We start from the raw sequence: 19732 nt of genomic DNA, 5'->3' as shown, positions 1-19732 counted from the left end.
GGATTTGCTCAGGTTCAACAGATTCGCAGTTGATATGCACAGCGGCTTGTCAGGTCGTTACACGCGCAGCCTACGCGCGCCTTTCGACATCCGCCCACGTTCTCACTCGCCCCTAACAGACCTTCAGATTGACGCGAAGCCCAGGCTCACGCCCGTTGACGGCACGGCAGCATTTATAAATCCCCGAGCAGATCAAGGCGGGGGATGCGCAGGTGGCATTCAATCGGCGCGGAGATACGCGCGCCCGGATGCAGGCAGCGAACGATTACTGGATCTGAAAGACGACTGGGCTTACCGAAAGAGCCACGTTGCGGGGCATCGTCGCATGCGATGGTGAATGGCTTCTGCTGGATTCCGCGGAATATGCGCCTCTGCGGAGACCACCTGCGATATGCGGTCGGTCGATAAATAGCGGATGCCCGTCTCAAGCCAGGCCGTGAAAACCCGAAATCACTTATCCGAAGAGAAAATGATTTTCACCGGGTTGTTGGGCTGAGACGTCGCGGCCACGGGCGCAGCGTTGGAAGCGAATGCAGGATGTGACGCCCTGAGTTCCGTGTCGGAAACCCATTCCAGCCGCAATTGATCGTCGGGCGAATATGACTGGAACTGCGTCAGCGCCAAGATGAACGCATTGCACTTCTCCGAGGCGCCAGCTTCAAGCACAGAGACCTGCGTCTGCTCGTCCCAAGTCAAGGATCCGCGCTGTGGGCATTTGCGGACTTCCACGTGATATTTCCCGCTGGGAGATGGAAGATCGGCAATGATCTTGTTGGGACCGCATGCCGTCAGCAGGACGGATGACAGAAGTAGAAGCGGTATGCTTTTTTTCATTGAACAACCTTGTGGCAGCCTGACCGCCGACCCGTGAACAATTCGGCTCCATAATACCGTGCAGCGCCCTGTTCAGCGGATGGCACCATTGATGAATAGCTGCACGGGCATAAGGCGACAAGGCAAGATTTAGGACGATCAATGAACACCCGCTGCCTTTACTGCAATCACGACCTTGCCGGTTTCCTGGCCGATGCCCGCCATGCGCTGATGGATGTGGACGCGCGGCCCGGCTATTGCTTCACGACCACGACGCCTTGCTGCGGCCAAGCGGTGGAAGTGGGACGGCAGGAGTCGTCGCTTTACATGGCCAAGCCGGATTGGAGAAAGTCCGACGATCCGCAGAGCTTGGGGATCGCGGGTCCTTATTGTTGAGCCGGAAGCCGGAAGCCGGTGAATGGCTTCACCGAAACCGCAATTGCCGCCGGCCCAATTCCGCCACCGTTTTGCAGCCCATCAGTTTCATCGCGCGTTCGATTTCCACGCGCATCAACTCCAGCGCCCGTTCCACGCCCGGCCGCCCCGCAGCGGCAAGTGGGAACAGGTAATACCTGCCCAGCCCCACCGCTTTCGCTCCCAGGGCCAGCGCTTTCAAGACTTGCGTGCCACGCTGCACGCCGCCGTCCATCATCACGTCGATCCGGTCGCCCACGGCGTCAACGATTTCCGCCAGTTGGTCGAACGCGCTGCGCGAGCCATCCAGCTGACGCCCGCCGTGGTTGGACAGCACGATGCCGGTGCAGCCGATGTCCACTGCCCGTTTGGCGTCTTCGACGGACATGATGCCTTTCAGGCAGAACTGGCCGCCCCATTCGCGCACCATGGCGGCGACGTCGTCCCAGGACATGGCGGGGTCCAGCATGTCGGTGAAGTAGCGGCTGATGGACATGGCGCCACCGCCCATGTCGACGTGGCCGTCCAGTTGCGGCAGCCTGAAGCGTTCGTGCGTAACGTAGTTGATGGCCCAGGCTGGCTTGGCGGCGAACTGGGCGATGCCGGCCAGGTTAAGGCGGAACGGGATGGCGAAGCCGGTGCGCTTGTCGCGTTCGCGGTTGCCGCCCGTGATGCTGTCCACGGTCAGCATCATGACCTGGACGCCGGCCGCTTTGGCGCGGGCCATCATGTCGCGGTTCAGGCCGCGGTCTTTGTGGAAATAGAACTGGTAGACCTGGGGGCCGCCGCTGATCTTGCGGGCTTCTTCCAGGCTGACGGTGCCCAGCGATGACACGCCAAACATCGTGCCGAACTTGCCGGCGGCGGCGGCCACGGCGCGTTCGCCGTCGTGATGGAACAAGCGTTGCAAGGCCGTCGGGGAACAGTAGACGGGCAGCGCCAGTTTCTGGCCCATGACGGTGACCGACATGTCCACGTTTTCGACGCCGCGCAGCACGTCGGGCACCAGGTCGCAGGCCTCGAAGGCTTCGGTGTTGCGACGATAGGTCGTTTCATCGTCGGCCGCGCCGTCGATGTAATTGAAGATGGGGCCGGGCAGCCGCTGACGTGCCATGCGGCGAAAGTCGTGGAAATTCTGGCACTGGTTCAGACGCATCGGAAGACCTTTATCAACGCTACACGTACAAGACTGCACTGCGACTTTTGCCCGACGGGCTGGCGTAGCGCCAGCTACCCCTGCTGGCTTAACGCCCGGCTGATCCGATTCCTGGACACGGTTGTCTTCGGCACTTTAAACGGAAACCACGTCCGCACATCCTCTTCCAGACCAATGCCGTGCATGTAGTTATAAATTGCCTTTTTCAGCGCGCGGCCCAAGGCGTCATGATCCACCCCCGTGGGGTCGTGAAAGCCAATATCGTTCTTCGCGAACGTCACTTCAGGCAGCGGCTGCAACGTCACGCCATATTCTTCGGGATTCTTCCCGACCGGGGAATGCACCGTACAGGCGAACCGGTGGAAGAAACCGCTTTGAATGCATCCGTTCTCAAACAGTTGGCGCACGTATTCCAGCGCGTCCACGGTGTCTTGCACGGTTTGGGTGGGAAAGCCGTACATCAGGTAGGCGTGCACCAGAATGCCGGCGTCGGTGAAGGCGCGCGTCACCCGCGCCACCTGGTCGACCGAAACGCCTTTCTTCATCAGGTTCAGCAGCCGATCCGATGCCACTTCCAACCCGCCCGACACGGCGATACAGCCGCTGTCGGCCAACAGTTCGCAAAGTTCGGGGCTGAAGGTTTTCTCAAACCGGATATTGCCCCACCACGATATCCCGGCGTTGCGCTCGATCAGTTCATTCGCCAGTGCCTTCAGCGATTTGGGCGGCGCGGCTTCGTCGACAAAGTGGAAACCGGTTTGCCCGGTTTCACGGACGATGGCTTCAATGCGGTCGGCCAACACCGTGGCGGATGCGCCTTCGTAGCGGCCGATATAGTCCAGGCTGACGTCGCAGAAACTGCATTTCTTCCAGTAGCAGCCGTGCGCCACGGTCAGCTTGTTCCAGCGGCCGTCGCTCCATAAACGGTGCATGGGGTTCAGCATGTCCAACAGCGACAGATAGCGATCCAACGGCAGGCCGTCCCACGTTGGGGTGCCCACTTCGGCGAACGCAACATCGGGTTCGACCATGTTGATGTACCGCACGGCGCCGGTATCGCCGTCGCGCAGGAAGGTGCGCACCAGGCGTTGGCGGGAACGCTTGCCCTGCACGTGTTCCAACAGCGCCAGCAAGGGGCGTTCGCCCGCATCCAGCGACACATAGTCGAAGTAATCGAAGACGCGCGGGTCTTTCAGTTCGCGCAATTCGGTATTGACGAATCCGCCGCCCAACACAGTGATGATGCTGGGGTCTTGCGCCTTGATGGCCTGGGCAATACGGAAGGCCGCATAGACGGCGCCGGGAAACGGCACCGACAACAGCACCATCGTCGGCGTGTGGCGCGTCAGCGCTTCCATCGTCAGGTCGCGCAGCGTGTCGTCCACCAGATTCATCGGCGCCGCCAGGGCTTGCGCCAAAGGGTCGAAGGTGGGCTGGCTGCCCGCCAGCGATTCGGCATAGCGCACGAATTCAAAGCGCGGGTCGATGGCGTCCCGCAGCACGTCGGCCAGATCGTTCAGATACAGGGTGGCCAGATGCTTGGCGCGGTCTTGCAGGCCCAAGGCGCCGAACGCCCAACCCAGCGGGTCGCCGCCGTCTTCGTCCATGTACACGTCCAGCGAGCTGAAACGCGGTCCTTCGGGCAGAAAGTTCCTGCCCACGATTCGGTGCGCCAAGGTGGAGTCGCGGCCTTGCAGGAAGGCAATTGCCGGGCCGATCGTGGATAGGTAGCGCGGCTGCATCGCCACGAACGCCTGGATCGCAGGCGTGTGCTTTTCAAGCGGCAAGGCGGCAATCTGATCCGCCACGGCGCGCAGGCCGTCGGCAGAGAGCAAGCGCAGGACCAGGGCAAGCGCCAGGTCTTCCTGGAACGACGTGACGCCGCGCGACCGCAAGAAACCGGTCAGATAGGCGGTGGACGGATAAGGGGTGTTGAGCTGCGTCATCGGCGGGATGACGGACAGCACGCGCAAAGGCAAGGTAGACATGAGGCACGGCAGGACTGCCGTCAAAGCGGGGATTAGGGGAATTATAGGCAGTGGGGAGTGCTGGATTCCGCCGAACCCGCCAAGGCGGGAAAATGTAACCGGCTGGAGGCCGGGTCAGAGGGGGCCGCTACACTGGCGGCTAGCCCATGCCAGCCACGAAACGACCGCCCCATGCGCCGACCGCCAGACCCCTTTGCTCCGCCCAAAAAGCAGCTAGCGACCCGCGTTAGCTCGCTGCTTTGGATTGTTGACCCGTTGGAGCAAGACGCGAACTACATGCACCGACGCATGTTCGGCGCGGATGCGGCATACCTGGATGGATTCTTGTACTTGGTGGTGGCCGACCGGGAGGATCCTTGGAGCGGCTTGCTGGTGTGCACGTCAAAAGATCGGCATGCGGCGCTGACGGCCGAGATTCCCAGCTTGCAGCCTCACCCTGTGCTGGGAAAGTGGCTGTATCTGCCGCAGACGGACGAGGCCTTTGAGACGACCGCCGCCCGGATTGCCGCGCTTGCGCTAGCCCGCGATCCGCGCATGGGCGTGGCGCCCAGGCCCAAGACGTCGAGCCGGAAAGGACCACGGGTGGGCCAATAGCCGGCACCCCATCAGGATTTGAAGACGCGCCCCCAGGCCCGGGTCAGTACCGCCGCGTCGTCCGGGGACACGCATTGCGGTGCGCCCCGCGCCATCGCGGCAAACAGGATGGCATCGCATGCATTGCGCCACAGCGGCTTCAATACGATCTCGATTTCGCCATCTTCTTCGATTCGCGTGAAGGCATTGTCGCCGTCGATGGCATCGGCCCGCTGCCGCAGTAGACTGTGAATCAGCAGGAAACCGGACTGAATGGGCGAGTGTTGCTTGTCGCTGCCCGTGGAGGCGGCTAGCGTGCCCCGCCATTCCTCTTCTTCCATCTGCCGCGTTTCGCCGCGTGCCGTGGACCATCGCATCCATGCCCGGCTATAGGCCGTCCATGCGCTGGGGTGCAGGTTCGCCTCAAGCGCTTGCGCTTCAACGCGCGTCAGCGTGTCGACCCGCGTGATGATGTCCATCACCGCTTCGCCTTGGGGGCCAAACAGGGTCGACAGCGGGATGGCTTCCAATAGCTCAATGGCTTGCGCCCGCCAATAGCCCGGCTGCGCGACCAGGCCGGACATATCGCCCAGCGTCTGGACGCGCACGCGCCACAGTTGACCCGGCCAGCGGCTGCCGATCGTGATGGAGGCAATGGATTGATCCACCACCAGCCACGGCGGCGCAGCCTTGGGCAACCGGACCTCATTCCCTGACCGATCCAGCGCAATGGACGGATCGAGGCAATCAAACCAATAACCTTCAAGGCTGGCCGATGACCGAGGGGGATGAGGAAGCGTCATGAATAAGGTTTGCGATGAAATCGCCGGCAAGTATAGCCAGCAATGGCATTGCTCAATCTTCGCAACGGTTCAAGTCAGCATCGGCGCCATGTCCGGATCGCCTTTCTTCATGGCGCGGGCATACGCCTCGCGTGCGCCAATGCGCTGCAAGTAGGCAAGGATGTTCGGGTAGGCCGACAGGTCATACGGATAGAACAATCGCATCGTCGTCAGCGAGAACACGACAACAATGTCGGCGGCGGTCAGCGCATTGCCCGCCAGGAAGTCCACTTGCCCCAAGCGCTTGTCCATCAATCCCAACGCCAACTGACGCCGTGCATCCGCGAACTGCACCATGGCATGGTCGGCAGGCACATTGACCCGGCTGAGCACCATGTTGCGCATCAGCGCAGGTTGCAGCGAGCCATTGGCGAAGTGGAACCAATAGAGATAGTCCGCGAAGTTCGCGTCATCCGGCGCGGCCACCAGGCGGCCCTTGCCATACTTCGCCAGGAGGTAGTCGACGATGGCTGTGGATTCCGCCAGCACCGTACCGCCATCGTCGATGATCGGTGCGGCGCCCAGCGGGTGCAGGGCTTTGTATTCCGGCGGCGCCAAGCGAGTGACGGGGTCACGGTCATAGACTTTCAGTTCATAGGGAATGGCAAGCTCTTCGCACAGCCAGACGATGCGTTCGGATTGCGATTTGCCCAGGTGATGCACGGTCAGCATGACGATTCCCATGAGTTGAAGGCGATGTGTTGAATACGCCCTGTTGGCGATATCGCTACTCTAGCTTGCCTGGCTGTCTGCCGTATGAACGTTTGAATGTATGAACATCTGAACGTGGGTGCCCGACCCGTCTGAAGGCCCGGCACCCCGCGTTTACTTTGCCAGCCGCACCACCAGCTTGCCGAAGTTGCGCCCTTCCAGCAGGCCGATGAACGCATCAGGCGCTTGCTCCAACCCGTCAACCACGTCTTCGCGCCAGCGCAGCTTCCCTTCCTTGATCCACTGCCCTGCCTCGCGCAGGAAGGCGTCCTGCTGCGCCTCCATGAACTCATACACAATGAATCCGCGCAGCGTGATGCTCTTGGCCAGGATCTCGCGCATGGTGGCCGGCAGCCGATCAGGGCCGCTTGAGGTGGCGGGGCCGTCGTTGTAGTTGGCGATCAACCCGCACACCGGCACGCGGGCAAAATCGTTCAGCAACGGGACCACCGCGTCCCACACATGGCCGCTGACGTTCTCGAAGTAGACGTCGATGCCGTCCGGGCAAGCTTCCGCCAATTTCTGAGCGAAATCAGGCGCTTGGTGATCCACGACCGCATCAAAGCCCAGTTCGTTTTTTACGAAGGCGCACTTTTCCGGACCACCGGCAATGCCCACGGCGCGTGCGCCTTTGAGTCGGGCGATCTGGCCCACGACCGAGCCAACCGCCCCGCTGGCGGCGGCGACCACAACGGTTTCGCCGGGCTTGGGCTGGCCAATATTGAGCAACCCCGCGTAGGCAGTCATGCCCGGCATGCCCAGCACGCCCAATGCGGTGGACGGCGGCGCGATGGCAGGGTCAAGCCGGCGCAGGCCGGTGCCATCCGACAGGGCGTACTGCTGCCAGCCGGCATCGGACAGCACGATATCGCCTTCACGCCATTCCGGATGGCGGGATGTTTTGACTCGGGCAACCGTACCGCCCACGATCACGTCGCCGATGTCGATCGGCGGCGCGTAAGACTTGGCGGCGCTGATGCGCCAGCGCATATAGGGGTCCAGCGACAGATACAGGACTTCCAGCAACACCTGGCCGTCTCCGGGCGTGGGGACAGGTGCCTGTTCGATACGGAAATCACTGGGTTTGGGGCGGCCTACGGGGCGGGAAGCCAGTATGACGCGCAGGTTTTGGGTATCCGACATGGGGAAAATCTCCGTGATCAAGGTCAGCCGATTAGCGACGTCTTCATCCTAGGCACCCTCAAGAGATAAAGGTAGACTGATATCCCATAATTCAGACTTAACGGATTGATAATGTCTGGCGATTTCGACCCCGCTCTGCTGCGCACCTTTGTTGCCGTTTGCCGCCACGGCAGCTTGAGCCGGGCGGCGGACCAAGCCGGCCGCGCGCAGTCGGCGTTAAGCACACAGATACGACGGTTGGAAGAGATGGTGGGCAAGCGGCTGCTGCACCGCACGGGCCGTGGCATGTCACCCACCACCGAAGGCGAACTGCTGCTGAGCTACGCCAACCGCATCCTGGCATTGGGCGAGGCAGCGGCAGCGCGGCTGCGCGAACGCGCCGTGGCGGGCAGCGTCCGCATCGGGCTGTCGGAAGATGTTGCGGTGGCGGCATTGCCAGCGGCGCTGGGCCGGCTGCGCCGATCCTGCCCCCAACTGCATCTGGAGATCGTGGTGGACGACGGCGAACGGCTGGCGTCGCGCTGGCAGGAAGGTTCGCTGGATATCGCCATTGGCGTGTGCGCCGCTTTTGTCGATGAGCCCGTCGAAACGTGGTCGGTCAACCTGCACTGGGTATGCGGCATCGATGACACGCCCGCCCCGGACCTGCCGCTGGATGTGATCGTGTACGCCGAGCCCTGTTCCTGGCGCCGACTGGTGTTCGATGCACTGACTGCGGCGGGACGCGATTTCCGGGTGTCGCTGACCAGCCACAACGTAGGGGCCACCATTGCCGCCGTCGAAAACGGCTTGGGTGTGGCGGTGCTGACGACCGAATGCGTGCGGCCCGACACCATGCGCGTGATCTCGATCGGCCCTGATGGCGCCACGCCGCTGAGCGCGCAGTTTGGCCTATATGCATCAAAACGGCTGAACGAAAGCGGCCGCGCCGCCGTGTCGCTGTTAAGGGAAAGCCTGCGCGGCTGGACGGCGCCTGCCTGGCAGGACAGGTGAACGGAATAGGCCTATAGTTTTTCCCTGCCCGATTCCACCCACTTTTGACAATAGACATGAAGCTATCGCTGCTGGTTCTTTGCCCGCTCGTCCCCGCCAATCTGGACACGCTGAAACAACGCTATGACGTCACCTACGCGCCGACGCCCGACGAACGACAGGCGGCCATCGCTACGCACGGAGCGCGCTTTCAGGCCGCGTTGACCATCGGCACGATTGGGCTGACCGGTGCCGAGATCGCATCCATGCCGGCCCTTCAATTGGTGTCCTGCATGGGCGCCGGATACGAGAACGTGGACGTTGACGCCGCCCGAGCGCGCGGCATTGTCGTGACCAACGGACGCGGCGCCAACGACGAGTGCGTGGCCGACCACGCGATGGGGCTGGTGATTTCGTCCATGCGCAACTTCCGCAAGCTGGACCAGTTGTGCCGCGACGGCGTGTGGCGCACGAAGATCGCCGTGCCTCCCAACGTCTCGGGCAAGCGTCTGGGCATCTTGGGGATGGGCACCATCGGCGAAAAAATCGCCATCCGCGCAAGCGCTTTCCGGATGCCTATCGGCTACCACAACCGTAATCCGAAGCCCGGTTCGCCGCATCAGTATTTCGACAGCCTGCTGGCGCTGGCCGAATGGAGCGACGTGTTGGTATGCGCCGCGCCCGGCGGCGCGTCGACGCATCATCTGGTGAACGCCACCGCCCTGCAAGCGCTGGGCGCCGAGGGTTTTCTGGTCAACGTGGGCCGAGGCAGCATCGTCGATACGCAGGCGCTGGCTACTGCCTTGGCGTCCGGCACCATTGCGGGCGCCGGCATTGACGTCTACGAAAGCGAACCCGAACCGCCGGCCGAACTGATTGGCCTGGATAACGTGATCTTGACGCCGCACCTGGCAGGTTGGTCGCCCGAGGCAATCGGCGCGCAGTTCACGATTTTCCTGGACAACGTTGACGGACATTTCTCGGGACGCGGCGCGGTCACGCCCCTGTAGTCAGCCCCCGACAATCACTTTTTTTAGGGCGCTCGCTATCCATGGCCAATCGTTCGTATCTGTACAGCTTAAGCAATCGGCCCACGTCCTATGCAGACCGGCCCGAAACGATTTCCGGCTTGTCGGAATGGCCCTACTATGTGCCCTTCATGTACCGGCTGCTGATGTCGGGCGATCCGCAGTTGTGCGCGTCGCTGGTGTCCGATGGATTCGACATCGACGAGCCAGAGCAGAAGACGCGGCTGTATGCCATCAGCAGCCACTTCGATACCGGCCTGGAGCGCGTCAAGCGTTTTGCAGAGATCGTGCGGGCCACCACGGCGCTGCTGCCGGATGCCGAGCCACCGCCTGCCAACACGCCGCAGCCGGCATCCTTCCTGAACCGCTTGAAGCTTGTCTTCGCGTCCCAAAAAGAATCGCCACAGCCGTCAACAACGCCGTCAAGTGCGCCTACGGACGAGCTGCTGGCCAATCTTGATGAGACCATCACGTTTCTTGAGACCCACCGCGACACCTATCTGCTGCTTGAGACCATCGAACTGGACACCATGTCCGAATCAGAAGAAGCCGAATTGAAGGCCTGCGTGGAACAGGAGATGGCACGATGCATACAAGCGGGCGCCGCCGTGGATGCATTGCCGGCCAATATCGAAGAAGCCGCATGGCAACTCAGGTTGGCGACGCGGCTGTCCGGCGCGGCGCCGTTCGACGCTTTTTTCCGCTTGCGCCTGGACAACGATTGCGACAGCACGCACACGGAAGAGACAGAATACCCACTAGGCCTGGTGTGGGACGACACGCTGTACTTTGACCTGATGAACCGCAGCGAATTCGAGGCGCAGCAGCGCTAGCGGGCAATCGGCCGCTCAACCCGGGTTCATCACCGCGTGGGTCAGAGCGCGTCAATACGCCTGCTGGACCGTCGCGCCGCAATACCGGCAAACGCGCGCATCCCGCAGAATGCGCTCGCCACATTCGGGACAGTCAACGTGGGTGGCCGGAACCGGCTGCCTGGCATGCGGAGAACGGTCGTCGATGACCATCAGGAAAATCCCCGCCACGATCGGGCTGATCAAGCAGGCCAGCACCGTCCACCCGAAGCCTTTGCGGCCACGGCCGGACGCCGCGACGCCGACCACCATGGCCAACACAATCCAGGGAATGATGAGGTAGATGAGCATGGCGCGATGTTAAACCGATGGCAGCGTCTGTTTTTATGGCCGCTTGAACAAAATCCCGCGCAACCGCATGGCCGTCGGGAGTAATCTTTGACGTAGCGTCATGCCTGACGCGATTCAGTCGTTTGCCACCCAAAGGATGCGTACATGCTTAACACTTTTTCGAAATTGCGTAGAACTGGCGTCGCCGCGTTGACGCTAGGTGTAGCCAGCAGCGTTTTCCTTGCGGGTTGCACCATGAACGGTCCACAAGCGTCGCCCACGGCGGCTGAAAAGCGGCAGGAACTGAATGCCGCCACGACCGCCACCTTGTCCAAGCTGTACGAGGCCGCACCGCAGTCCAAACAGTTGGTGGCGCGGGCTCGTGGCGTCCTGGTGTTTCCGGCGGTGCTAAGCGCCAGCTTCATCGTGGGCGCGCAGCATGGAACGGGCGCGCTGCGGATCAACGGCCAGGACACCGGGTACTACAGCATCACCGGGGGTTCGATCGGCTTGCAGGCTGGCGCGCAGTCCAAAGCCATGGTGGTATTGTTCATGACGGATGACGCCTTGGCCAAGTTCCGCGCCAGCAGCGGCTGGACGATCGGCGCTGATGCCACCGTCGCCGTGGCAAACCTGGGAGCCAATGGCAACATTGATTCCAATACCGTCCAACAGCCCATCGTAGGGTTTGTGATGAACAACGGCGGCTTGATGGCCGGCGTGTCCGTGGACGGCAGCAAGATTTCACCGTTGCTGCTGTAACCCCTTCCCTGATGGACAACGGCCCGCTGATCGGCGGGCCCTGCAACCCTGCGCCGCAGTTCATGACCAGGAGCCCTCCAAGTGATTGACGAACAAGACAAGAAGCACCTTGCGCGGTGCGTGGCACTGGCCAAGCAAGCGCTGGCATCAGGCGATGAGCCTTTTGGTTCGATTCTGGTGTCCGCCAATGGCCAGGTGCTGTTTGAAGACCATAACCACGTGGCCGGCGGCGACCACACCCAACATCCCGAATTTGAGATTGCCCGTTGGGCCGCCAACCACGTGCCAGCCTCCGAACGCGCATCCTGCACCGTCTATACCTCGGGAGAACATTGCCCGATGTGTTCGGCCGCGCATGGATGGGTGGGTCTGGGCCGGATCGTCTATGCCAGCTCGTCCGCGCAGTATTCGCAGTGGATGCGGGAATGGGGCGTGCCGCCCTCTCGCGTGCGGCCACTGGCGATTGGTGACGTGGTTGACGGCATTGAGGTCGACGGGCCGGTGCCGGAATTCGCCGAACAGGTGCGCGCGCTGCACCAAGAGAACGTCAAGAACCGCACCCAAGCCTGAACCCGCAAAGGCTGAATCGGGTTCGGGCAATGGCTGCCGATTTTCTGCATAATCCCCTGACCCGGCCCGCACCCCCTCGGTTAACTAATAGATACATAAGACCGAAAACCGGCAATTATTAGTAGCGATGCGCATGCTAATTTATGCGCCCAAGCGAATACCCAGGGAACACCATGCACGAATACACCGGCGTTGGATCGGCGGTCGCCATTAGAAAAAAACGAATGCCCACCCTTTTGCTTCTGGCGCTAAGCGCAGCGTTGGTGGCGTCGTCGCCCGCCATGGCGCAATCGGCACCCACGCGAGCGCATGGCACCGCGTCGCCTGAACTTCCTGCGCGGGCACCAGCACAACAGAGTCAACAAGCCCCTGCCGCAGCGCCGGCTGCCGCAGCACCGGCTGCCGCAACCTCGGCTCCGGCCGGCGCCTTGGCGCCGGTGCAAAAGACCGATATCAAGAGCCAGGCTGCCTACGAACGCCTGTTGAATAACAGTGGCATCAGCCTGCAATGGCTCTGGTCGGCGCAACGTGGCCAACTGAGCGCAAAAGATACCAATGACGTCGTGCGCATCGACGGCACTCAGGCCAACTTCGAGGGCACGCTGAAAATCAATGGCGAAATCGTCTCGATCGACAGCGACCGGTTTATCTTCCGTGGCACGATCCTGATCCTGGACGCCCCCGATAAAGGCCGACGCTGCGAGCGCACGGGTGACTACGAGTTCCGTGCGACCGGCAAGCGCAAATACTGGCGCCTGCAAAAGATGGAGCAATGCAACGGCCTGACCGATTACGTGGATATCTATTATTAAGCACCACGCATTAAGCACCACGCCGCGCCGGTTGCTCGGCGCGGGATCGCTTCGCCAACAGTAAGTTTGCCCAGCGCCCCACCACAGCCCGGACTTCCGATGCCCCCTACCGCGATCAAATGGCTTTCCAGCATTGCATTTGGCCTGTTGGTCGGTAGAACCGCCTTCAGCGTATTCAATCCGTTGTTGATCATCGCGTTTGGGCTGAATGCGCCGCAGACGGGTGCCTACACCCCCTCGGATTCCGCCACCGTTGACACCATGCAGATGGTGGGCGGGATTATTTCCTTGCTGATCACGGTTGCGGTTACCGCGGCGCTGGTCCGCATTCCCAATATGCGCCGCCTGGTCGGCTGGGGTTGCACGTTGCTTGGGATTTCGCTGCTGCTGACGATCCCGGCCAACCTGCTGCTGATGGATCCCGCCGCGCATGACGCAGCCACCGTGGGTGCACGGGCAGCCAGTGACACGAATACCGCCTTGTTTTTCTGGGTGCTGATTTTTGGGCTGCCCTATATGGGCGGCGGTCTGGTGCTGACGATTGCCGGCATTATCCTGATCCGCAAGAACCCCAAGCAAGTAGCAACGGGATCGCCGCTCGGCTGATCCCGCCCGCCGCAGCACCCTGGCCTCACACCACGGGCAGCTTCAACACCTGCTCGGTGGTCAAGACATCCCCGAACGTGTCATCGATGCTGGCCAAGGCCGCGCGATGCAGGCTGTCATGGCCAACCACGCTGCCATCGGCGCGGTCCAGGTCCCGGGTGGCGCAGGCGTCCTCGGCCACGATCACGCCGTATCCCAAGGGCACCGCATCGCGCGCCGCGCCGGCCACGCAGGCATGCGTCATCAGGCCAGAGATCACCAGTGTCTTGACGCCGCCCGCTTTCAGTTGCTGATCCAGGTCCGTGGTGGGAAACACGCTGACCGAGGACTTGCGCACGACGTGGTGATGCGCCTGCGGCTGCAATTCGGCGTGGAATTCACCGGAGGGGCTCTGGTCGGCGAAAACCGGGCTGCCTGCGGGCGTGACGTGCTGGATGTGGAAAACGGGTATGCCCGCCTTGTCAGCGTGCGCGATCAGGCGCTGCGCATTGCCCAGCGCCGTCTTGCCAGCAGGGATCGGCAGCTTGCCGTTGAAGTATTCGTTCTGAAAATCGATCACCAGCAGCGCGGTGCTGGACGCATCGATGGACGCCGGAGCGGCAGCGCCAGCCAGGGTGCGGATAGTGGGATGGTTCACGGGGTGCCCTCTTTGGTGTGACGTGGAAGAACCCCTAGTGTCCCGCCAGACGAAGGCCGGCGATAGTGGCCCGCTGGACAACTATTGATAGAATCGGGCCAACCCGCTTTGGGCTCTCATGCGAGCAAGCCATGCATACCGTCGCCGTCATCGCCTTTGAAGGCATCAGCCCTTTCCATCTGTCCGTGCCGTGCATGGTGTTTGGCGATGACTTGGCCCGATTGGGCGTGCCGCGCTATCGGCTGCTGGTCTGCGGTGAACAAACGGGGCTGATTGCTACCCAGTCCGGGTTCAAGATCGAGGTGGAACATGATCTGTCGGCGCTGTCCCAGGCCGACACCATCATCATGCCGGCCTGGCGCGACCCGGAAGAACCCGCGCCTGCCGCGCTGCTGAAGGCCCTGCAAGCCGGCCATGCGCGAGGCGCCCGCATCGCGGGGCTCTGCCTGGGCACCTTCGTGCTGGCCGAAGCAGGATTGCTGGACGGACGCACCGCCGCCACGCACTGGGTATGGGGTGACGACTTTGAACGCCGGCATCCGAACGTGCGGCTGGACCGGAAATCGCTATACATCGATGACGGCGATATCCTGACGTCCGCTGGCACGGCCGCGGCCATTGATTGCTGCCTGCACCTATTGCGCCGCGATCACGGCGCCGAGGTCGCCAACCGCGTGGCCCGCCGCATGGTGGTCGCGCCGCATCGGCACGGTGGCCAAGCCCAGTACATCGAACAGCCACTGCCCGAACGTGAAGGCTCGGACAAACTCACCGCCACGCTGGACTGGGCCATCGAAAATCTGCGGCAACCGCTGTCGCTGGATCTGTTGGCCGACAAGGCCGGCATGAGCCGGCGAAACTTCACCCGACGCTTCAAGGAAAAAACAGGCGCCACGGTGTCCGGGTGGGTGCTGAACCACCGCTTGGCCGCCGCGCAACGCCTGCTGGAAACCAGCGGGCAAGCCGTGGACTTGGTGGCAGAAAACGTGGGTTTCGGTTCGTCGGTCTCGTTCCGCCAACATTTCACGCACGCATTCGCGGTGTCGCCGTCAGCCTACCGGAAACAGTTCAGCGAAAACGCTGCGTAGATTGGCGCGCGGCCGTCGGCATTTGCTTTCCTTCAACGGGGCAGAAAAACGGCGTGTAGCCAAGACGGGTTTGGGTGAAGTAGTATAGTCCCCTACACTATATTTTCATTGGCCCGCCATGTCTCACCTTCACTCCCAGCACGACAAACTCATCGCACGTGTTCGCCGCATCAAAGGGCAACTGGAAGGCGTGGAGCGCGCGTTGGAAGCAAATTCGCCTTGCGCGGAAGTCCTGCGTCAGCTGGCCTCGGCCCGCGGCGCCATGAATGGATTGACGGCCGAAGTCATGGAAGATCACCTGCGTGAACACGTCCTGGCGGCCGCCACGGAAGCGGAACGCCAGCAAGGCGGCGAAGAGTTGGTGGAAGTCATGCGCAGTTATCTGAAGTAAGCCGCCCCCCAAAGAGAGACAGCATGAACCACTCGCACGCCTCCGCCCCGGCTTCCGGCCAACACGATCACATGTTCCTGGGCGACGGCCATCGCCGCAACGAGAAAAGGGTCTGGCTGGTCATCGCATTGACGGCGGCCATGATGCTGATCGAAATCGTCGCGGGCACGATCTACGGATCCATGGCGCTGGTGGCCGATGGCTGGCATATGTCCACGCATGCGGCCGCCATGCTGATTGCGGCGTTGGCTTACGGTTACGCCCGGCGTCACGCGCGGGATACGCGCTTTAGTTTCGGCACAGGCAAGTTGGGAGATCTGGCGGGATTCGCCAGCGCGATCGTGCTGGCGTTGGTGTCGCTGATGATCGGCTGGCAAAGCCTGGTCAGGCTTGCCGACCCCGTCGCCATTCAATTCAACGAGGCCATCGGCATCGCCGTCGTCGGCTTGGCCGTGAATCTGGCCAGCGCCTGGCTGCTGAAGGACGATGCGGGCCATCACCATCACGGTGGCGGACATCGGCATGATCACGGTGATGCACACACGCAGGGTCATGGCCATGACCACCATCGCCATGCCGGCCATGGCGCGCGCGACAACAACCTGCGCTCGGCCTATATGCATGTGCTGGCGGACGCACTGACCTCGGTGCTGGCCATTGTGGCGCTGGTCCTGGGCCGCAGCTACGGCTGGCACTGGGCCGATCCGGTCATGGGTATCGTCGGCGCACTGGTTATCGCCAACTGGTCCTGGGGCCTGGTCCGCGATGCGGGCGGCGCGCTGCTGGACAAGACCCCTGCCGGCAGCGATCTTGCGGATAACATCCGATCCGCCATGGAAGACGCCGACACGCAGGTGACCGACCTGCACGTCTGGCAGGTAGGCCCCGGCCATCATGCCGTCATCGTGTCACTCTTGGCCGATCACCCGCAGCCGCCCTCGGGCTACAAATCGCGGCTGGCGCATCTTGCCGGACTTTCCCACGTCACCATCGAAGTCGAACCCGCCACGCCCAGCCCAGCCTAACGATTCACGGCAAGCCAATCGCGCGGAGACGCCCCCATTCGCTGCCGGAAAGCCTTGGACAAAGAGGATGCGCTGGCAAAGCCCAGATCATCAGCGACCCGCTTCACCGGTCGCCCCGATCGCATCATCGACGCGGCCAGGCTCAAGCGCCAGTCCGTCAGGTAGGCCGCCGGCGTGGTGCCCGTGGCGTCCTTGAACGCCGCGGCAAACGCGCTGCGGGACATGCCCGCAATGGCCGCCAATTTCTCAAGCGACCATTCGTCGCGCGGCGCCTGATGCACGGCCACCAGCGCCCGGGCCAGCTTCGGGTCCGACAGCCCTCTGACCAAGCCGCTGCTGATGCCCGCTTCTGACGGGTGGTCAAGAATCCATCGCAGCAACTGAATCAGCACCACCTCAAACAGCCGATCGGCCAGCAGGCGCGCACCGCATCGCACGTTGTCGGCTTCGGCAAACAGCAGATCCAACGCGGGCCGTAGCCCGTCGACGGCATCCAACGGCACCCGCAACACCGGCGGCAAAGACTGCACGATGGGATTGCGTTCGCCCCCATCGAAATCCAGCGCCGCGCACGTGAAATCCGATCCGCCGATGGGCGGATTGATGAACTCGTGGTGCATGGCGCGCGGGTAGAACAGCAAGGTCGGTTCGGTCAGCAGCATGCGCTGCGGCCCGATTGCGCCCGGCAGATGCCGGACCTCCATTTCGCCCTGACGCAATACGTGCAGAAAGCCGCGCCCCGGCAAGGCCTCGAACGTCTGAATGCCGCACAAGGCCCCGGTGTGGAACAAGCTGGCGCGCACCCGGAAGCGGTCCAGCAGGGCCGACAGGCGATCAACGGGGGAAACAAAGGGAGCATTCATGGTTTTGGACGCCAGGACATTTTTTATGGACTAAACAACGCCATTCATCCATGGATTGTACGTACGATTGCCTCACTCCGCCAATATCCGGCGGCGGCAACCCCTTACAGGAGTCATGACCATGACCCGTGTTTCCCTGATTGATCCCGCCCACACCACCGCGGATCGCGCCGCGCTGCTGTCGCAAATCCATGGCGCATTCGGCGCCACGCCCAACATGTTCAAGGCTGTGGCCAATTCGCCAGCGGCGCTGAAAAGCATGTGGGGTTCGTTCGGCGCCTTGGGCGGCGGCGTGATTCCCGCCAAGCTGGGCGAGCAGATCGCCGTTGCCGTGGCCGACCGCAACGCTTGCGAATATTGCCTGGCAGCCCACACGGCGCTAGGCCGCAAGGCCGGCGCCAGCGCGGAAGAAATGACGGCGGCCCAAGACGGCCAAGCCACGGATCCCAAGACTGCGGCGGCGCTGCGCTTTGCGCTGCAACTGGTGGAGGCGCGCGGCCAGATCGGTCAGGCGGACGTGCAGGCCGTACGCGCGGCGGGGTTCAGCGATGAGGAGATCGTCGAAATTCTGGCGCACGTGGCGTTGAACCTGTTCACGAACTACGTGAACGTGGCGTTCGCGGTGCCGGTGGACTTCCCCGGCGTGAAGCTGCGCCGCGCGGTGTAAGCGGATAGTCGGGTTGGCGCTTGCGGCGCATCAGCCCGACTTCTGATTCCGCGTTTCAAACTGCGATGGCGCAGCCAAAATGCGTGCGGCAATTGCAGTTTGAAACGTTTTGGGGCTTTCGGCTCCAATGCGGGCCCGGCGACCCCAGTACAATTCGCGGCGCCTCTTCTTTTATTCCTTCCCGCCGCCTTCCCCATGTCCAATCTCATCGTCCACGGTGGCACGCCTTTGCGTGGCCGCGTCATACCCTCGGCCAACAAGAATGCGGTCCTGCCCATTCTCTGCGCCACCCTGCTAACCGACCAACCGCTGACCTTGAATGGCGTGCCCGACATCACGGACGTGCGCAAGATCCTGGACATCTTCCGCACGCTGGGCAGTGAAGTCCGGCTGGACGAAACGACCCGCACGCTGGAACTGCGCCACCAGAACACGCAGTTCGACGCCAAGGCCCATCGCCTGCCCGAAGAAATGCGTTCTTCGATCATGCTGGTGCCGCCGCTGCTGGCCCGCTTTGGCGTGGCACGGCTGGAAGACAACGTGAAGGGCTGCACGCTGGGCGTGCGCGAGATTGACCCGCACGTGGAGATCTTCCGTTCATTCGGCGGCGAAGTCGAACGCGCCAGCGGCTCGCTGTTGGTACGCAGCAGCGGCGCGCTCAAGCCCACCCATCATTGGCTGGACTACGCTTCCGTCACCACGACCGAGAACTTCGTGTTGTGCGCGGCGGCGGCCGAAGGCGAGTCGACGCTGACCAACGCCGCGTCCGAACCGCATGTGCAGGAATTCTGCCGCTTCATGACGATGATGGGCGCCGATATCGACGGTATTGGCACGTCGCGGCTGACGGTGCGCGGCGGCGCGCGCCTGGGCGGCGGTGAATTCACGTTTGAAGAGGATTTCCACGAAATCACGACGTTCCTGGCCCTGGGCGCGATCACGGGCGGCGATGTGGTGGTGCGCAACCGCACCCCGGGGAATTTCCCGCTGATCGACCGCACGTTCGCCAAGTTCGGCGTGCAAATCGAACACAAGGACGGGTGGTCACGCGCGCTGCGCACGGGTCCGCTGAAGGTGCAAACGCCGTTCACCAGCAACGTGCTGACCAAGGTTGAAGCCGCGCCGTGGCCCTATTTCCCGGTGGACCTGCTGCCGATCTTCATCGCGCTGGGCGTATGCGCCGAAGGCAATGCGATGTTCTGGAACAAGGTCTACGACGGCGCGTTGGGATGGACGGGCGAACTGTCGAAGTTCGGCGCCCATGTGTTTTCGTCGGACCCGCACCGCGTCGTCACCTTTGGCGGCATGCCGCTGACGCCTGCGGTCGTCGAAAGCCCCTACATCATCCGGGTGGCGATCGCCTTGTTCATGGTGGCCAGCAGCATCAAGGGCCGCTCTGAAATCCGCAACGCAACGCCGATCCGCCGCGCGCATCCGCAGTTTGTCGAAAACCTGCGCAGCCTGGGCGTGCAGGTGGAATGGACCAGCGAAGAGTAACGCGCCCCCGCGCGGGGTGAAGACGCTCGGGG

General features: G+C 62.6%; 23 protein-coding genes. 14 read left to right on the top strand and 9 right to left on the bottom strand.

Going from position 1 to position 19732, the window contains the following annotated elements:
- Positions 1-450 precede the first annotated feature (450 nt).
- Complete coding sequence (locus HV753_RS11510) at positions 451-834, bottom strand: hypothetical protein (protein WP_175174562.1); 384 nt, start codon at positions 832-834, stop codon at positions 451-453.
- A 141-nt stretch (positions 835-975) separates the two neighbouring features.
- On the opposite strand from HV753_RS11510, the gene HV753_RS11505 reads away from it, so the two are divergent.
- Complete coding sequence (locus HV753_RS11505) at positions 976-1209, top strand: hypothetical protein (protein ID WP_175174561.1); 234 nt, start codon at positions 976-978, stop codon at positions 1207-1209.
- 28 nt (positions 1210-1237) lie between these two features.
- Here HV753_RS11505 and HV753_RS11500 read toward each other — a convergent pair whose 3' ends face one another.
- Both HV753_RS11500 and HV753_RS11495 read right to left on the bottom strand, forming a co-directional pair.
- Positions 1238-2383 (bottom strand): alpha-hydroxy acid oxidase, encoded by a 1146-nt coding sequence (locus HV753_RS11500; RefSeq protein WP_175174560.1) that lies wholly within the window; start codon positions 2381-2383, stop codon positions 1238-1240.
- A 74-nt stretch (positions 2384-2457) separates the two neighbouring features.
- Entirely contained in the window at positions 2458-4371 is a 1914-nt protein-coding gene (locus tag HV753_RS11495) for a B12-binding domain-containing radical SAM protein (RefSeq protein ID WP_175174559.1), read from the bottom strand.
- A gap of 171 nt (positions 4372-4542) precedes the next feature.
- On the opposite strand from HV753_RS11495, the gene HV753_RS11490 reads away from it, so the two are divergent.
- Positions 4543-4965: a hypothetical protein gene (locus HV753_RS11490; RefSeq protein WP_175174558.1), complete on the top strand. Its 423-nt coding sequence runs from the start codon at positions 4543-4545 to the stop codon at positions 4963-4965.
- 11 nt (positions 4966-4976) lie between these two features.
- Here the strand turns inward: HV753_RS11490 and HV753_RS11485 are convergent, their stop codons facing one another.
- The 3 genes from HV753_RS11485 to HV753_RS11475 all read right to left on the bottom strand — a co-directional run bounded on the left by HV753_RS11485 (position 4977) and on the right by HV753_RS11475 (position 7640).
- On the bottom strand, positions 4977-5747 hold the full coding sequence (locus HV753_RS11485; RefSeq protein WP_175174557.1) for a hypothetical protein: 771 nt from the start codon (positions 5745-5747) through the stop codon (positions 4977-4979).
- 69 nt (positions 5748-5816) lie between these two features.
- Complete coding sequence (locus HV753_RS11480; RefSeq protein ID WP_175174556.1) at positions 5817-6458, bottom strand: glutathione S-transferase family protein; 642 nt, start codon at positions 6456-6458, stop codon at positions 5817-5819.
- Between the two features lie 153 nt (positions 6459-6611).
- A complete protein-coding gene (locus tag HV753_RS11475; protein ID WP_175174555.1) occupies positions 6612-7640 on the bottom strand; it encodes an NADP-dependent oxidoreductase in 1029 nt (342 codons plus the stop codon).
- Between the two features lie 111 nt (positions 7641-7751).
- Between HV753_RS11475 and HV753_RS11470 the strand changes: the two genes are divergently transcribed.
- The 3 genes from HV753_RS11470 to HV753_RS11460 are packed head-to-tail and all read left to right on the top strand — an operon-like array spanning position 7752 to position 10473.
- Positions 7752-8633 (top strand): LysR family transcriptional regulator, encoded by an 882-nt coding sequence (locus tag HV753_RS11470; protein ID WP_175174554.1) that lies wholly within the window; start codon positions 7752-7754, stop codon positions 8631-8633.
- A 56-nt stretch (positions 8634-8689) separates the two neighbouring features.
- Positions 8690-9622 (top strand): 2-hydroxyacid dehydrogenase, encoded by a 933-nt coding sequence (locus HV753_RS11465; protein ID WP_175174553.1) that lies wholly within the window; start codon positions 8690-8692, stop codon positions 9620-9622.
- Positions 9623-9663: 41 nt separating this feature from the next.
- A complete protein-coding gene (locus HV753_RS11460) occupies positions 9664-10473 on the top strand; it encodes a DUF7822 domain-containing protein (protein ID WP_175174552.1) in 810 nt (269 codons plus the stop codon).
- A gap of 51 nt (positions 10474-10524) precedes the next feature.
- Here HV753_RS11460 and HV753_RS11455 read toward each other — a convergent pair whose 3' ends face one another.
- Positions 10525-10803: a zinc ribbon domain-containing protein gene (locus tag HV753_RS11455; protein WP_175174551.1), complete on the bottom strand. Its 279-nt coding sequence runs from the start codon at positions 10801-10803 to the stop codon at positions 10525-10527.
- 144 nt (positions 10804-10947) lie between these two features.
- On the opposite strand from HV753_RS11455, the gene HV753_RS11450 reads away from it, so the two are divergent.
- From HV753_RS11450 to HV753_RS11435, 4 genes are all read left to right on the top strand, one after another.
- Positions 10948-11544, top strand: coding sequence for a BPSL1445 family SYLF domain-containing lipoprotein (locus HV753_RS11450; RefSeq protein WP_175174550.1), 597 nt, complete (start codon positions 10948-10950; stop codon positions 11542-11544).
- Between the two features lie 81 nt (positions 11545-11625).
- Positions 11626-12114 carry a nucleoside deaminase gene (locus HV753_RS11445; protein ID WP_175174549.1) on the top strand — a complete coding sequence of 163 codons (489 nt, stop codon included), beginning with the start codon at positions 11626-11628 and terminating at the stop codon, positions 12112-12114.
- 224 nt (positions 12115-12338) lie between these two features.
- Positions 12339-12926 carry a hypothetical protein gene (locus HV753_RS11440; protein ID WP_246288232.1) on the top strand — a complete coding sequence of 196 codons (588 nt, stop codon included), beginning with the start codon at positions 12339-12341 and terminating at the stop codon, positions 12924-12926.
- A 99-nt stretch (positions 12927-13025) separates the two neighbouring features.
- On the top strand, positions 13026-13532 hold the full coding sequence (locus HV753_RS11435; protein ID WP_175174547.1) for a hypothetical protein: 507 nt from the start codon (positions 13026-13028) through the stop codon (positions 13530-13532).
- Between the two features lie 25 nt (positions 13533-13557).
- Here HV753_RS11435 and HV753_RS11430 read toward each other — a convergent pair whose 3' ends face one another.
- A complete protein-coding gene (locus tag HV753_RS11430; RefSeq protein WP_175174546.1) occupies positions 13558-14169 on the bottom strand; it encodes a cysteine hydrolase family protein in 612 nt (203 codons plus the stop codon).
- A gap of 131 nt (positions 14170-14300) precedes the next feature.
- On the opposite strand from HV753_RS11430, the gene HV753_RS11425 reads away from it, so the two are divergent.
- The 3 genes from HV753_RS11425 to dmeF all read left to right on the top strand — a co-directional run bounded on the left by HV753_RS11425 (position 14301) and on the right by dmeF (position 16673).
- Positions 14301-15257: a GlxA family transcriptional regulator gene (locus HV753_RS11425; RefSeq protein WP_175174545.1), complete on the top strand. Its 957-nt coding sequence runs from the start codon at positions 14301-14303 to the stop codon at positions 15255-15257.
- Between the two features lie 118 nt (positions 15258-15375).
- A complete protein-coding gene (locus tag HV753_RS11420) occupies positions 15376-15648 on the top strand; it encodes a metal/formaldehyde-sensitive transcriptional repressor (protein ID WP_175174544.1) in 273 nt (90 codons plus the stop codon).
- 23 nt (positions 15649-15671) lie between these two features.
- Complete coding sequence (gene dmeF / locus HV753_RS11415) at positions 15672-16673, top strand: CDF family Co(II)/Ni(II) efflux transporter DmeF (RefSeq protein ID WP_175174543.1); 1002 nt, start codon at positions 15672-15674, stop codon at positions 16671-16673.
- On the opposite strand, the gene HV753_RS11410 is transcribed toward dmeF, so the two are convergent.
- Complete coding sequence (locus tag HV753_RS11410; RefSeq protein ID WP_175174542.1) at positions 16670-17536, bottom strand: AraC family transcriptional regulator; 867 nt, start codon at positions 17534-17536, stop codon at positions 16670-16672. The two genes, dmeF and HV753_RS11410, sit on opposite strands and share 4 nt — an antisense overlap.
- A 121-nt stretch (positions 17537-17657) precedes the next feature.
- On the opposite strand from HV753_RS11410, the gene HV753_RS11405 reads away from it, so the two are divergent.
- Positions 17658-18203, top strand: coding sequence for a carboxymuconolactone decarboxylase family protein (locus HV753_RS11405; protein WP_175174541.1), 546 nt, complete (start codon positions 17658-17660; stop codon positions 18201-18203).
- A gap of 195 nt (positions 18204-18398) precedes the next feature.
- Entirely contained in the window at positions 18399-19700 is a 1302-nt protein-coding gene (locus HV753_RS11400) for a UDP-N-acetylglucosamine 1-carboxyvinyltransferase (protein WP_175174540.1), read from the top strand.
- Positions 19701-19732 lie beyond the last annotated feature (32 nt).

The organism is Achromobacter pestifer (assembly GCF_902859625.1).
GTDB lineage: Bacteria > Pseudomonadota > Gammaproteobacteria > Burkholderiales > Burkholderiaceae_B > Achromobacter > Achromobacter pestifer.
The sequence above is the reverse complement of the archived record's forward strand: the minus strand, read 5'-3'. Positions and strand labels throughout refer to the sequence as shown.

Bases quoted from the DNA above. Each gene is read 5' to 3' on its own strand.
- HV753_RS11510 (WP_175174562.1), bottom strand. From the start codon at position 834: ATGAAAAAAAGCATACCGCTTCTACTTCTGTCATCCGTCCTGCTGACG.
- HV753_RS11505 (WP_175174561.1), top strand. From the start codon at position 976: ATGAACACCCGCTGCCTTTACTGCAATCACGACCTTGCCGGTTTCCTG.
- HV753_RS11500 (WP_175174560.1), bottom strand. From the start codon at position 2,383: ATGCGTCTGAACCAGTGCCAGAATTTCCACGACTTTCGCCGCATGGCA.
- HV753_RS11495 (WP_175174559.1), bottom strand. From the start codon at position 4,371: ATGTCTACCTTGCCTTTGCGCGTGCTGTCCGTCATCCCGCCGATGACG.
- HV753_RS11490 (WP_175174558.1), top strand. From the start codon at position 4,543: ATGCGCCGACCGCCAGACCCCTTTGCTCCGCCCAAAAAGCAGCTAGCG.
- HV753_RS11485 (WP_175174557.1), bottom strand. From the start codon at position 5,747: ATGACGCTTCCTCATCCCCCTCGGTCATCGGCCAGCCTTGAAGGTTAT.
- HV753_RS11480 (WP_175174556.1), bottom strand. From the start codon at position 6,458: ATGCTGACCGTGCATCACCTGGGCAAATCGCAATCCGAACGCATCGTC.
- HV753_RS11475 (WP_175174555.1), bottom strand. From the start codon at position 7,640: ATGTCGGATACCCAAAACCTGCGCGTCATACTGGCTTCCCGCCCCGTA.
- HV753_RS11470 (WP_175174554.1), top strand. From the start codon at position 7,752: ATGTCTGGCGATTTCGACCCCGCTCTGCTGCGCACCTTTGTTGCCGTT.
- HV753_RS11465 (WP_175174553.1), top strand. From the start codon at position 8,690: ATGAAGCTATCGCTGCTGGTTCTTTGCCCGCTCGTCCCCGCCAATCTG.
- HV753_RS11460 (WP_175174552.1), top strand. From the start codon at position 9,664: ATGGCCAATCGTTCGTATCTGTACAGCTTAAGCAATCGGCCCACGTCC.
- HV753_RS11455 (WP_175174551.1), bottom strand. From the start codon at position 10,803: ATGCTCATCTACCTCATCATTCCCTGGATTGTGTTGGCCATGGTGGTC.
- HV753_RS11450 (WP_175174550.1), top strand. From the start codon at position 10,948: ATGCTTAACACTTTTTCGAAATTGCGTAGAACTGGCGTCGCCGCGTTG.
- HV753_RS11440 (WP_246288232.1), top strand. From the start codon at position 12,339: ATGCCCACCCTTTTGCTTCTGGCGCTAAGCGCAGCGTTGGTGGCGTCG.
- HV753_RS11435 (WP_175174547.1), top strand. From the start codon at position 13,026: ATGCCCCCTACCGCGATCAAATGGCTTTCCAGCATTGCATTTGGCCTG.
- HV753_RS11425 (WP_175174545.1), top strand. From the start codon at position 14,301: ATGCATACCGTCGCCGTCATCGCCTTTGAAGGCATCAGCCCTTTCCAT.
- HV753_RS11420 (WP_175174544.1), top strand. From the start codon at position 15,376: ATGTCTCACCTTCACTCCCAGCACGACAAACTCATCGCACGTGTTCGC.
- dmeF (WP_175174543.1), top strand. From the start codon at position 15,672: ATGAACCACTCGCACGCCTCCGCCCCGGCTTCCGGCCAACACGATCAC.
- HV753_RS11410 (WP_175174542.1), bottom strand. From the start codon at position 17,536: ATGAATGCTCCCTTTGTTTCCCCCGTTGATCGCCTGTCGGCCCTGCTG.
- HV753_RS11405 (WP_175174541.1), top strand. From the start codon at position 17,658: ATGACCCGTGTTTCCCTGATTGATCCCGCCCACACCACCGCGGATCGC.
- HV753_RS11400 (WP_175174540.1), top strand. From the start codon at position 18,399: ATGTCCAATCTCATCGTCCACGGTGGCACGCCTTTGCGTGGCCGCGTC.